The organism is Lapillicoccus sp. (assembly GCF_036559105.1).
In the GTDB taxonomy this organism is placed as follows: domain Bacteria; phylum Actinomycetota; class Actinomycetes; order Actinomycetales; family Dermatophilaceae; genus Lapillicoccus.
Window position 1 is genome coordinate 20,329 of record NZ_DATBTV010000050.1, and the last position, 12,182, is coordinate 32,510.

Below are 12,182 nucleotides of genomic sequence, written 5' to 3' on the forward strand. Positions count from 1 at the left end.
CGGGTCAGGCGGTCGGGCCCACGAAGGGCACCGGCATCTGGACGTCGTTGGCGTCGAAGGCCACCTTGAGCCGGCGCCGGATCTCGCGCTGGACGCCGTCGCGCTCGTTGGCACGGACCTGGGCGGTCACCCGGAGCGTGACCAGGCCCTGGGCCATCGCCTCGATCCCGGTGACGTGCGGCGTCTCCATGAGGACGTCGGACCACGGCTCCTCGTCGGCGAGGCTCTCGACCGCGGCGGTCATGATCCCGGTGACCCGGACGATGTCGTCGGTGTAGGCCAGCTGCACGTCCACGACCGCGACGGACCAGCCCTGGCTGCGGTTGCCCAGCCGGAGGATCTCGCCGTTGCGGATGTACCAGACCACCCCGTCGCCGTCCCGGAGCCGGGTGATCCGCAGCGTGACCTCCTCGACGGTCCCCACCACGGTGCCGGTGTCGATGACGTCGCCGACGCCGTACTGGTCCTCGACGATCATGAACAGGCCCGAGAGGGTGTCCTTGACAAGACTCTGCGCACCGAAGCCGATGGCCAGCCCGGCGACCCCCGCGGACGCGAGCAGCGGGCCGAGGGGAATCCCGAACAGGTCGAGGATCATCAGCAGCGCGGTGCCGATGATGATGACGCTCACCGTGCTCTTGACGATCGTCGCGGCCGTCGCGACGCGCTTCTCGTGTCGCTCGTTGCCGTACCCGGTCGCGTTGGCCAGCACCCCGCCGACAGCGCCGAGCAGGGTGAACCGGTTCTCGTGCCTGTCGTTGGCCTTGCGGACGTAGCGGTCGACGAGGCGGTGGACGACGAACCGGGCGAGCGCGGCGCCCAGGATGATGACGACGACGCGCAGTGGTACCCCGACCAGCGTCTGCCACGGCTCGGGCAGCGCGGTCGGGACGAGGTGCGCCGCCATGGCGTTCAGCCGCTCAAACACGCTTCGCGTCGCACTGCTGGGCCACCACGGCGGTCCGCGCGGCGTCCAGCTTCTCGAGGACCAGCCGGCGCAGCGCCTGCGGAGCGTCCTCGTTGGCGGCGAGCCACTCCTCGGTCGTCGCGACGAGCTTCGGGCCGGCGAGCCCGAGCGGGTAGAACGCCAGCGGGTACTCCTTGCCGATGAGGCGTTCGCGGATCGCCGCGGACCGGGAGTTCCAGACGGGGAGGAGGGCGTCGAAGTACCGCGGCACGTAGTCGGCGAGCATCGACTGGTCGAGGGCGCGGTTCCAGCCCGAGGACAGCGCCTCGATCACGGCGTTGGTCTGGCCGTCCTCCTCGACGGCGAGCCGCCAGGCCTCGGCCTTGGCCTCCGCGGTCGGCCGTGCGGCGCGGGCGTGGAAGGCCCGCTCACGGCCGGCGTTCGTGTCGTCGCGCGCCAGCTCGGCGGCGATCTCCTCGTCACTGGCGTCGCCCAGGGCCGCAAGGGCCGAGAGCATGACCCAGCGCATGTCCTGGTCGAGCTCCAGGCCCGGGTACGGCTGGCTGCCGTCGAACGCCGTCCGCAGCCGGGCGATGTCGTCCGCGCTGCGAGCGGCCCGCCCGAACGCACCGACCATCTGGAGCTGGCGGTCACTGCCGGGCTCGGCGTCCTCGGCCATGGTGCGGAGCGCCTCGGCCACCTTGGCCTGGGTCTCCTCGCGGTGCTCGGGGGCCGAGAACAGCGTGGCCGACGTCAGCAGCTGGGAGGGGATCTGTTTGGTGGTCTGGAGGATCGTCCGGATCACGGTCGGGTGGGTCTCGGTGGCGAGCGACGCCAGCAGCAGGTCGACGAAGTCGCGGGCCGGCATCTCGCCCTCGCGGACCAGCTCCCAGAACGCGCCGATGACCAGGGACCGGGGCAGGCTCTCGGCGAAGTCGGCGGTGTGTTCCAGCAGCGTGGCGTAGGAGCGCTCGTCGAAGCGCAGCTTGGCGTAGCTGAGGTCGTCGTCGTTGGGCAGCAGGACGTCCGGCTGCGCGAGGCCGACGAGCTCGGGCACCTCGGTCCGCGGACCGTCGACGTCCAGCTCGTGCCGGCCGACGCGGACCAGCTTGCCGTCCTCGAGCTCGTAGCGGCCGATCGCGATGCGGTGCGGGCGCAGGGTGGGGTAGGCGTCGGCTGCGGTCTGCAGGACGGCCGCCGACGTGATGACCCCGTCGCCGTCGGTGGCGACGTCGAGGGTCAGGGTGTTGACCCCGGCGGTCTTGAGCCACAGGTCCGACCACGGCCCGAGGTCACGACCGGACGCAGCCTCCAGCTCGGCCAGCAGGTCGGCGAACCGGGTGTTCCCCCAGGCGTACTTCGCGAAGTAGGTGCGCAGCCCGGCGACGAACGGCTCGATGCCGACGTAGGCGACGAGCTGCTTGAGGATCGCGCCGCCCTTGGCGTAGGTGATCCCGTCGAAGTTCACCAGGACGTCGTCGAGATCGCGGATGTCGGCGTAGACGGGGTGCGTGGAGGGCAGCTGGTCCTGCTGGTAGGCCCACGTCTTCTCGTGGCTCTGGAACGTGGTCCAGGCCCCGGTCCAGTGGGTGGCCTCGGCCTGGCAGAGGGTGGAGGCCCATTCGGCGAACGACTCGTTGAGCCAGAGGTCGTCCCACCACTGCATCGTCACCAGGTCGCCGAACCACATGTGGGCGAGCTCGTGGAGGATGGTCAGCCCGCGCCGCTCGACCAGCGGCTCCGCGACCTTGCCGCGGAACACGTAGATCTCGGTGATGGTCACGCAGCCGGCGTTCTCCATCGCGCCGGCGTTGTACTCGGGCGTGAAGATCTGGTCGTACTTCTCGAACGGGTAGGCCGAGTCGAACTCGCGCTCGAAGAACTCGAAGCCGATCTTGGTCAGGTCGAGGATGTTGTCGGAGTCGACGTACTCGGCGAGCGAGCGACGCGCGTACACGCCGAGCTCGACCGGACCCCTGCGGCTCTGGACCGTGTCGGTGACGCCGACGTAGGGCCCGGAGACGAGGGCCGTCACGTAGGAGGAGAGCACGGGAGTGGGCGCGAAGGCCCACGTCGCGAGCGCGGTGCCGTCACGGTCGCCGGCCGGTGCGGGGTCGGGCGTGGGGGAGACCGACCGGACCGTCCAGTGCGCGGGTGCGGTGACGGTGAAGGCGAACGTGGCCTTGAGGTCGGGCTGCTCGAAGACGGCGAAGACCCGTCGCGAGTCCGGCACCTCGAACTGGCTGTAGAGGTAGACCTCGCCGTCGACGGGGTCGACGAACCGGTGCATTCCCTCGCCGGTGTTGGTGTAGACCCCGGTCGCCTCGACCACGAGCTCGTTCTCGGCGGCGAGACCCGGCAGCGCGATCCGCGAGTCCACCCACTGGGTGGCCGGGTCGAGCGCGACCCCGTTGAGGGTGAGCGACTCGACGGACCGGCCGACGAAGTCCACGAACGTCTCGGCGCCCTCGGACGCGCTGAACCGCACCGTGCTCCTCGTCGCGAAGGTCGCCGGACCGGTGGCCAGGTCCAGGACGACGTCGTAGGAGTGGACCGCGATGAGGTCGGCGCGGGTCGCCGCCTCCTCGCGAGTGAGGTTCTGGCCGGGCACGAAGAGGCTCCTGCGGAGTCGGGGACGAGGGTCGGCCCGGCGTATGCGAGCACACTCCGGACCGCCGTTCATGCTCTCACGGCGCCGACGCGGGAGGACGCCGCTGGAGAGTTCAGGCCATGGTGACAAGATGCCGAGCATGACCCCGACAGCGGCACGGACCGGCAGGACGACCACACGGCGCAGCGGCTCGACGCCGGCCAAGGCCGCCGTGCGGATGTGGTTCGACCCGGCCTGCCCGTGGGCCTGGATGACGTCGCGCTGGTTGATGGAGGTCGAGAAGCTCCGCGACATCGAGGTCGAGTGGCGCGTGATGAGCCTCTCGGTGCTCAACGAGAAGCGCGATCTCGACGCGGGCTACCGCAAGCTCATGGACACGTCCTGGGGCCCGGTACGCGTCATCATCGCGGCGCAGGAGCAGTACGGCGACAAGGTCGTCAAGCCGCTCTACGACGCGATGGGCACCCGGATCCACCTGGGCCAGATGCGCGACCGCGACCGGGTCGTCGCCGAGTCGCTCGAGGAGGTCGGCCTGCCGGCGGAGCTGGCCAAGGCCGCCCACCAGAAGAAGTACGACCGCGCGCTGCGCCGCAGCCACCGCGAGGGCATCGACCTCGTCGGGACCGACGTCGGGACGCCGGTCATCGCCTGGGGCGACATCGCGTTCTTCGGGCCGGTCGTCACTCCCGCTCCCAAGGGTGAGGCGGCGGCCCGGTTGTGGGACGGTTGCCTCCTCGTCGCGGGTACGCCAGGGTTCTACGAGATCAAGCGGACCCGCACGCAGGGTCCGATCTTCGACTGACCCAGGGGGCTCCGCCCCCCGTGTTCCCCCGAAAGGGCAGGACGGCACATGCGCGTGCACATCGGCGGCGACCACGCCGCATACGAGCTTCAGCTGGCGCTCGTCAGCCACCTCCAGGAGGGCGGCCACGAGGTGACGAACCACGGACCGCACGTCTTCGACTCCGAAGACGACTACCCCGTGGCCGTGCTGCGGGCGGCGAAGGCCGTGGCCGACGACCCGGGGTCCCTCGGCGTCGTGCTGGGTGGCTCGGGCAACGGTGAGCAGATGGCCGCGAACAAGGTCAAGGGCATCCGCGCGGCGCTGTGCTGGACGGCGGAGCTGGCGCAGCTGGCCCGCGAGCACAACAACGCCCAGGTGGTCTCGATCGGGGGCCGGTTCACGGCGACCGAGCTGGCCAAGGAGATCGTCGACGTGTTCCTTGCGACCGAGTTCTCGGGCGTCGAGCGGCACGTCCGCCGGCTCGACATGGTGACGCGGTACGAGGACGACGGGACGCTGCCGCCGGAGCGCGCCACCACCTAGGTCGGGGATCGGCCGCCCAGCGGATGCGGGGCTCACCCGTTTGGGGGAAGATGCCCACGCTCGGCGTTGCGGCGACCTAGATTGGCGGGATCATGACGTGGTCCAGCAGCGTTCCGCGGCGCCGTGCGTCTCGGTTGCTCGGGTCTGCCTTCTCCGGCACTGCCGGACGCTCCCGGACCACGGTGCTGACGTGGTCGGCCGTGCTCGCCGCCATCGGCCTGCTCATCTTCTGGTGGGGCCTGATCTGGCCGCAGCTCCCGTACTCGATCTATGCGCCGTTCGTGGTGATCGCGGGTCTCTACCTGACCCCCGTCGCCCTGCTGCTCGTCGGGAGCACGTTCATCGCCGAGTTGCTCGTGCTGACCTGGCGCACACCGCAGCTGCCCCAAGCGCTCGCCATCACCGCGTTGGCCATCGTCATCATCATCATGTCGGCCACGTCCCGGTCCCGGGCGCGGCTGGGGGTCCAGGGCAGCCGCGGCGAGTCGATGTTCGTGGACCTGCGCGACCGGCTGCGCGCGTTCGGTGAGCTGCCCGAGCTACCCGGCGGATGGCACGCCGAGACCGCCGTCGAGTCGGCGTACGGACAGTCGTTCTCCGGCGACTTCGTGGTGGCGACCCGCTCCCCGGACGGCCGGTGGTTCGAGGTCGTGCTCGTCGACGTGTCGGGCAAGGGCGTGCAGGCGGGAACCCGGTCGCTGCTCCTCTCGGGCGCGCTCGGTGGGCTGCTCGGCGAACAGGAGCCGAACCGCTTCCTCACGGCCGCCAACAACTACCTGCTCCGACAGAACTGGGACGAGGGGTTCGCCACGGCGGTGCACGTGTCCATCGATCTCGCCACCGGCGACTACACGATCGGCAGCGCCGGGCACCCGCCGGCGGTCCAGTTCAACAACGGCTCCGGCCGCTGGGAGGTGCTCGGCGAGGCGGCCGGCCCGCTGCTCGGTGTCATCGACGACGCGACCTACATCCGCTCGTACCGCCGGCTCGGTCGCGGCGACGCGCTGGTGCTCTACACGGACGGGGTCGTCGAGTCCCGGTTCCGCGACCTCACGGTCGGAGTGGACCGGATGCTGGGCGCGGCGGAGCGCCTCGTCCGCGGCGGGTTCGCCGGCGGCGCTAAGCGGCTCTGCGCCTCGGCGCGCGCCGGAGAGACCGACGACCGGGCCGTCGTGATGATCTGGCGGGACTGATCTCCCCCGGGGGTGGCCCTCAGGGTCGGGGTCCCCGCGAAGTATCGGAGCGGAGCGAAGAACTTCGTGGGGTGACTCAGGGGATGTCGTCGTCCTGGCCGTCGAGGCCGTCCAGCGCGTTCTTGGCCTGCTCGACGCCGCCGTCGATCTGCGCGGAGTGCTGACCGCTGGTCTTCTCGTCGACGAAGTCGCCAGCCTTGTCGAGACCCACGCCGGCCTTGTCGCCGTGCTCATCGACGAGTCCCTGCACCTTGTCCTTGATGTTGTCGAACGTGCTCATGACCCGACTCCTTCAGCAGTGGGTGACCCCCAAGGGGTTCGACTCCGCCACTGTAGGCACATGACATCGCCGGGGCACAGGGCCGAGTCCGGCCCGGCATCGGGCCGGATCCGCACGTATGCGGGTCGGCAGGGCAGCCGGTCCGCGCTCACCCGGGGGCGGCTCGAGCGGTACCTCCCCTCGCGGGGGTTGCCGCCGGGTCCGCTGGTGCCCAGTGAGGTGTTCGGGCGCGAGGCACCGGTGGTTCTCGAGGTGGGTTGCGGACACGGAGCTGCGGCCATCGCGTATGCGGCGTCGCATCCGGACCACGACGTGATCGCCGTCGACGTCCATGTGCCGGGTGTCGCCCGAATGCTTGCGGCGGCGGAGTCGGTCGGCGTGCCGAACCTCCGGGTCGAGATCGGCGACGCGGTCGAGCTCCTCACCGACCGGGTGGGAGCTGGTCGGTTGGCGGCCGTGCACCTGTTCTTCCCGGACCCGTGGCCGAAGCGGAGCCACCTGAAGCGACGGTTCGTGCAGGCCTCCACCCTGGATCTGCTGGCGTCCCGGCTCGTCGCGCAAGGGCACGTGCTTGTCGCGACCGACCAGCCCGCATACGCCGAACACGTGCGGTCCGAGGTGGCCGCACACGGCGGGTTCGTCGTGCGCGACGTGCCGCGGCCGACGTGGCGCCCGCTGGACGGGTTCGAGCCCAAAGGCGTGGCGGCCGGCCGGACCGTCACCGACCTGCGCCTCGACCGACGCTAGAGCGTGTGCTGTCGGGCCCGGAGGTAGAGGGGGAAGAAGAACACCCAGAGCACCAGGCAGAGCGCCGCCCACGCCGTCGGAGTCTCCAGCCGAAATGACCCGGACCAGAACACGACCCGCTCGCCGGAAGCGGCGTGGTTCGTCGCATCCTGGTAGACCCACGCCACCGTGACGAGCAGGATCCCGAGGAGGACCAGCGGGGCGAGCAGGTTCGGCGACATCGGTGGGACCCCCGGATCGAGGCGGGTTCTTCGGGCGTCGACGCTACGACCGGATTCTCAAAGGCGGCTGGACGCCGAGGTCAAGCCGTCGGGCTGCGGGTGATCACGTCCGTAGCGTGGCCAAGGGCTCGACCCGTGCTCGCTCGTCGGCGTGCGTCAGGAGCTGCTCGACGGTCTCTTCGGACGTCTGCGCCGAGGTGTCGAGCCACCAGCCGAGACCACCGAAGCCGGTCTGCATCGTGGCGTGCAGCCCGTCGTGGCCGTCGAAGAAGAACTGCTCGATCGGCGGGCGAGTCGCGTTTGCGGCTCACGCAGACGTCGGTCCCGGGGTCGAGGACCACCAGGCACAGCCGGTCACTCAGCGCCGAACGGAACCCGTCGAGGTTCGCCAGGTCGGGCACGACCACGTTCGTGGCCAGGGCGAACAGGTTCTCGTGGCACAGCCGGATCTGCCGCGCGGCCTCGTCGGCGGTTCGCCCAACGCCCAGACATGGCCGCTCACGACCATCCCGCTGACCATGTATGCCTCCAAGAGCGCCGAACGGCTCAAGGCGGCCGCGACCGCCCGCGAGACGGTCGACTTACCGGCTCCGGGAGCGCCCGTGACGACGAGACGGGTGCGACGCAGATCGAAGGGGAGACGTTCCGTCCGCTCGTATGGTCACGGCGCGACCCTACGGAGGGCTCAGAGATCGACCAACGGGTGTGTGAACGAACGGCGATCCCGGTCGACCTCCGTCTCATCTTGTCCGGGTGAGGTACCTCGCGCGCGGCGGTGCTTACTGTCGTCGCGTGGACCATGAGCCGGCGGGCAGCCGCTCGGCCGCCCGGTCCGAGGCGCGCTTCGACACCCTGGAGGCATGAATGTCAGCGGTTGGGACCGAGGCGACTCATCCGGGGATGAGTGTTGGCCCGACGAGCGAGTTCAGCCTGTTCTTCAGGGTCAAGCCCGGCGAGGGCGCCGCCCTGCGCGGGGCGCTGCAGGACCTGCAGGACACCCCCGGATACCGGCCGGGCGACTACGGCATGGCGATCACCTCTATCCACGAGGCCCGGTTCGTGCTGTTCGACGAGGACACGCGGCTCGCGTTCATCACCAGCTTCGATGGGCCGTGGGACGCGTACATGGAGGACTTCTTCACCTCGGGGCCGACGCTGGGCCTGTTCGACGTGATCTTCCGGCATGTGGAGGGCTACGACGGGCTGCCGGATCTGGCGGCGGTGCGGGCGTTCGTCCTGGGCGCGGAGGTGAGTGCGGCCGCGTATGCCCGCAACTACGGGGGCACGGTCAAGGAGATCCGGAAGGCGCAGCGCGTGAACCAGGCGTTCCAGCAGGTGCTTGACCATCCGCAGGCGGCGGAGGCGCTGCAGCACCCTGCTCTGAAGCCGTTGCTCGAGGAGGCGGCGGACTAAGCACGCAGGACAGGCCGTCGGGCAGCGAGGTCGAGCCGAGGAGTACGGATGTCAGACCACATCTCCGGTCCGCGTGCCCTCGCGGACCCGATCGCGGACATCACCGATGTCTACGCCTTTCCGAGCCCTGAGCACCCCGGTCATCTCGTGCTCGTGATGAACACCCTGCCGTTCGCGCCACCGTCCGCGGCGTTCTCGGACGGGCTGGTGTACCGCTTCCGGCTGCGGCACGTCACGGCCGGACCGCTGGGCAGCGCGGGGCCGTTTGCCGCCGGCCCGGACGAGTTCGTCTTCGACTGCGTCTTCTCGGCCCCGAGCGGCGCCGAAGACGGTCTGCAGGAGGGCGTCTGCACCACCCCCACTGGTGACACGGTCACCTTCCGGGTGAACGACACCGACGGTGGCGTCGGTCACGGCGTCCGCGCGTTCGCCGGCGTTCGCTGGGACCCCTTCATCATGGATGCCCCCGCGGCCCTGAAGACCATCGCCTCCGGGCAGCTGTCCTTCACCGACCCCGGCTCCATCTACCTCGACGGCAAGAACGTCCTCGGTCTGGTCCTCGAGATCGACGTGGCCCTCCTGCCCCAGGCGGAGCTGGTGGGTGTCGTCGCCGAGACGCTGACGCGGGGGAAGTTCACGGTCCGGATCGAGCGCGTCGGGCGGCCTGAGGTGAAGAACATGATGCTGGCGCCGAAGCAGTTCGACCTCGTCAACCGGGACCTGGAGATCCGCGACCTCTACAACATGGAGGACGCGTTCCACCTGGCCGACGCCTATCTCGGCGCCTACCGAGCCCGGCTGGACGCCAACCTGCGGTTCTGGGACGGGCTCGACGGGACCGTCGACTGGCCGACGAACGGGGACGGCGGTCGGCACCCACTGACCGAGCTGATGCTCGCGGACTTCCTCGTCGTCGACGTCACCAAGCCCTACCACGAGCACGGCTCGTTCCTCGAGATCGAGACCGCCACCCGTCGTGGCGAGACGCACCGGACCTGCGGCGGGCGGGCGATCAACGACGACGTGATGGACACGATCTTCACCCAGCTCGTCAACGGTGGGGACGGTCCGGTCATCCGCGACGGCGTCGACCGTTCCTCGCGGCCGGCCTCGGCCACGTTCCCCTACCTTTCGCCGCCCAACCCGAGTCCCCCAGCCCTGCCCGAGCACCACTAGCGCCCATGCACGACGTCCGCGAGCCAGCGAGAGAAGGAGTGGTGTGACCGGTACGGAGAGCACCGTCCTCGAGCTCGACGACATCCAGAGCGGGGCGCTGTACGAGCGCCCGTCGCCCTACGTCGGCACGTACCTGCTGTTGCGGATCGACGACCGCGCTGCGGGACGCGAGCTGGTTCGGCGGCTGCATGCGCTCGCCGAGTCCCAGAGAGCCTCCGCCGACCCGGCCCACGACACGTCGATCACCGTGGCCTTCACCTACCAGGGCCTGCAGGCGCTCGGGGTGCCGCAGACCTCGCTGGACAGCTTCGCCCCCGAGTTCCGAGAGGGGATGGCGGCCCGCGCGGCGGCGCTGGGGGACGTGGGCGACAGCAGCCCCGAGAACTGGGAGAAGCCCCTCGGGACGGACGACGTGCACGTGGCGGTGGCCGTTCTGTCCCCGGACGCAGCGCGGCATGACGTCGCTGTCGAGGAGGCGCGTAGCGCCCAGCAGCAGCTCTCGGGTGTCGAGCTGGTCTGGCGGCAGGACTGCTACCAGCTGCCCACCGGACGAACGTCGTTCGGGTTCAAGGACGGGATCGGTCAGCCTGCGGTGGAAGGCAGTGGCCGACCCACGACGAATCCTCGCGAGCGGCCCCTGAGGGCCGGCGAGATCATCCTCGGCTACCCGGACGAGTCCGGTGAGCTGCCGCCGATGCCGTCGCCGGAGGTGCTCGGCCGCAACGGCACCTATGTCGTGTTCCGGAAGCTGCACACGAGGGTGGCGGCGTATCGGCGGTACCTGGCCGACCGCGCAACCAGCCGGGCCGACGAGGCCCTCCTCGGCGCCAAGATGGTCGGGCGCTGGCAGAGCGGCGCCCCGCTGGCACTCACGCCCGCCGCCGACGACCCCGCCCTCGGCAGCGACCCACACCGCAACAACGACTTCGGCTACGGCGAGGATCCGCGCGGCTTCACGTGCCCCGTCGGCGCGCACGCGCGGCGCGCGAACCCGCGGGATGCCTTCGACCACGACGGCAGTGTGGACGTGCGTCTCCATCGGATGATCCGGCGTGGCACCAGCTACGGACCGATGCTGCCGGAGGGCGTGCTGGAGGACGACGGCGTGGACCGGGGCATCATGTTCGTCTTCGCCGGGGCGCACCTGAAGCGTCAGTTCGAGTTCGTCAAGACCCAGTGGCTCAACGACGGCATCTTCATCGGCGCCCCGCTCGAGAAGGACCCGCTCGTCGGCGCGAACGACGGCTCGGGTGTCTTCACCGTTCCTCAGCGCCCGATCCGGCGCCGGCTGACCGAGCTGCCCCCGTTCGTCATCACCCGGGGCGGCGAGTACTGCTTCGCTCCGGGCCTGCGGGCCATGCGGTGGCTCGCGGACCTCGAGTCATGACCACCGTCGATCCAGAAGAAGAGGCAGTCGTGGGCAACAGCTCGACAGGCACGAGTCGCTGGGACGCACTGGACTTCGGCCCCCCTGCATCCGACCAGGAAGAGCCCGAGTCGCCCGTCCTCCTGGACTACGCCTCCGACGGACGCGTCGCCGTGGTCACGCTGAACCGGCCACCCGACAACGCGATCACCACCGAGATGGGTGCTCGCCTGACCGAGGTCATCGAGACGATCGCGGTCCAGACGGCGGTCCGTGTCGTCATCCTCACCGGCGCCGGGGACCGGGCGTTCTCGGTCGGCAGCGACCTTCGTCAACGCAAGAACATGACGAAGGAGGACTGGCTGCGCCAGCGCCAGGACTTCGACCGCACGCTCTACACGGTGCGCGAGCTGCGCAAGCCCATCTTCGCGGCGGTCAACGGGATCGCCTACGGCGGCGGGTCCGAGCTGGCGCAGAGCACCGACTTCATCCTCGCCGCGGAGAGAGCCACCTTCGGTCAGCCGGAGGCGATGCTGGGCCTCGCCGCGGGGGGCGGCTCACCGGCCCTGCTGCCGCGCCTGCTGCCCCGCGGGAAGGCGCTCCAGATGTTGATGACCGGTGACCCCATCACCGCTGCCGAGGCGTACCGGCTGGGGATGGTCAACGAGCTGCACCCACCAGGTGAGCTCATGGACGCGGCGATGCGGGTCGCGGAGAAGATCGCGAGCAACTCCCCCACCGCCGTGCAGGCGGTCAAGCGGGCCGCTCACCTGGGCGAGGGGCAGCCGATCGAGCAGGCCATCGCGATCATGATGGACGCGCACTGGCGCTCGGCCGTCCACCCCGACCGCGTCGAGGGGATCGGTGCCTTCAACGAGGGTCGCGAACCCTCCTTCAAGGACGCCGACTTCTGAACGACATCACCAACGTCGACCCCGCCC

At 70.2% G+C, this 12,182-nt stretch carries 13 protein-coding genes; 8 read left to right on the forward strand and 5 right to left on the reverse strand.

All coding sequences use genetic code 11. The features are described from left to right. Positions 1-4: 4 nt before the first annotated feature. Together VIG79_RS06760 and pepN are read right to left on the reverse strand one after the other, a co-directional pair. Positions 5-928: a mechanosensitive ion channel family protein gene (locus VIG79_RS06760; protein WP_331883779.1), complete on the reverse strand. Its 924-nt coding sequence runs from the start codon at positions 926-928 to the stop codon at positions 5-7. Continuing rightward, positions 921-3,518, reverse strand: coding sequence for an aminopeptidase N (gene pepN, locus VIG79_RS06765; protein ID WP_331883781.1), 2,598 nt, complete (start codon positions 3,516-3,518; stop codon positions 921-923). Before pepN ends, VIG79_RS06760 begins: the two co-directional genes overlap by 8 nt. Before the next feature lie 139 nt (positions 3,519-3,657). Here pepN and VIG79_RS06770 point away from each other — a divergent pair, with 139 nt between their 5' ends. The 3 genes from VIG79_RS06770 (at position 3,658) to VIG79_RS06780 (ending at position 6,038) form a co-directional block, all read left to right on the forward strand. Beyond that, a complete protein-coding gene (locus VIG79_RS06770) occupies positions 3,658-4,320 on the forward strand; it encodes a DsbA family protein (RefSeq protein ID WP_414672595.1) in 663 nt (220 codons plus the stop codon). 48 nt (positions 4,321-4,368) lie between these two features. Next, positions 4,369-4,845 (forward strand): ribose-5-phosphate isomerase, encoded by a 477-nt coding sequence (locus VIG79_RS06775; protein ID WP_331883784.1) that lies wholly within the window; start codon positions 4,369-4,371, stop codon positions 4,843-4,845. Between the two features lie 182 nt (positions 4,846-5,027). Next, positions 5,028-6,038, forward strand: a complete 1,011-nt coding sequence (locus tag VIG79_RS06780) for a PP2C family protein-serine/threonine phosphatase (RefSeq protein ID WP_331883787.1) — start codon at positions 5,028-5,030, stop codon at positions 6,036-6,038. Positions 6,039-6,114: 76 nt separating this feature from the next. On the opposite strand, the gene VIG79_RS06785 is transcribed toward VIG79_RS06780, so the two are convergent. Then, on the reverse strand, positions 6,115-6,318 hold the full coding sequence (locus VIG79_RS06785; RefSeq protein WP_331883789.1) for an antitoxin: 204 nt from the start codon (positions 6,316-6,318) through the stop codon (positions 6,115-6,117). Between the two features lie 60 nt (positions 6,319-6,378). Here VIG79_RS06785 and trmB point away from each other — a divergent pair, with 60 nt between their 5' ends. After that, on the forward strand, positions 6,379-7,065 hold the full coding sequence (gene trmB / locus VIG79_RS06790; RefSeq protein ID WP_331883791.1) for a tRNA (guanosine(46)-N7)-methyltransferase TrmB: 687 nt from the start codon (positions 6,379-6,381) through the stop codon (positions 7,063-7,065). Here trmB and VIG79_RS06795 read toward each other — a convergent pair. Next, positions 7,062-7,286: a hypothetical protein gene (locus VIG79_RS06795; RefSeq protein ID WP_331883793.1), complete on the reverse strand. Its 225-nt coding sequence runs from the start codon at positions 7,284-7,286 to the stop codon at positions 7,062-7,064. The two genes, trmB and VIG79_RS06795, sit on opposite strands and share 4 nt — an antisense overlap. A gap of 103 nt (positions 7,287-7,389) precedes the next feature. Further along, positions 7,390-7,524: a hypothetical protein gene (locus VIG79_RS06800; RefSeq protein WP_331883795.1), complete on the reverse strand. Its 135-nt coding sequence runs from the start codon at positions 7,522-7,524 to the stop codon at positions 7,390-7,392. 662 nt (positions 7,525-8,186) lie between these two features. Between VIG79_RS06800 and VIG79_RS06805 the strand changes: the two genes are divergently transcribed. From VIG79_RS06805 to VIG79_RS06820, 4 genes are read left to right on the forward strand one after another with little or no spacing between them, the layout of a single operon-like run. Further along, a complete protein-coding gene (locus tag VIG79_RS06805) occupies positions 8,187-8,699 on the forward strand; it encodes a hypothetical protein (protein WP_331883798.1) in 513 nt (170 codons plus the stop codon). 48 nt (positions 8,700-8,747) lie between these two features. Continuing rightward, positions 8,748-9,875, forward strand: coding sequence for a DUF4331 family protein (locus VIG79_RS06810; RefSeq protein ID WP_331883801.1), 1,128 nt, complete (start codon positions 8,748-8,750; stop codon positions 9,873-9,875). 43 nt (positions 9,876-9,918) lie between these two features. Beyond that, positions 9,919-11,262: a Dyp-type peroxidase gene (locus tag VIG79_RS06815; protein ID WP_331883803.1), complete on the forward strand. Its 1,344-nt coding sequence runs from the start codon at positions 9,919-9,921 to the stop codon at positions 11,260-11,262. A 29-nt stretch (positions 11,263-11,291) separates the two neighbouring features. Beyond that, positions 11,292-12,155 carry an enoyl-CoA hydratase/isomerase family protein gene (locus VIG79_RS06820; protein ID WP_331883806.1) on the forward strand — a complete coding sequence of 288 codons (864 nt, stop codon included), beginning with the start codon at positions 11,292-11,294 and terminating at the stop codon, positions 12,153-12,155. Positions 12,156-12,182: the final 27 nt, after the last annotated feature.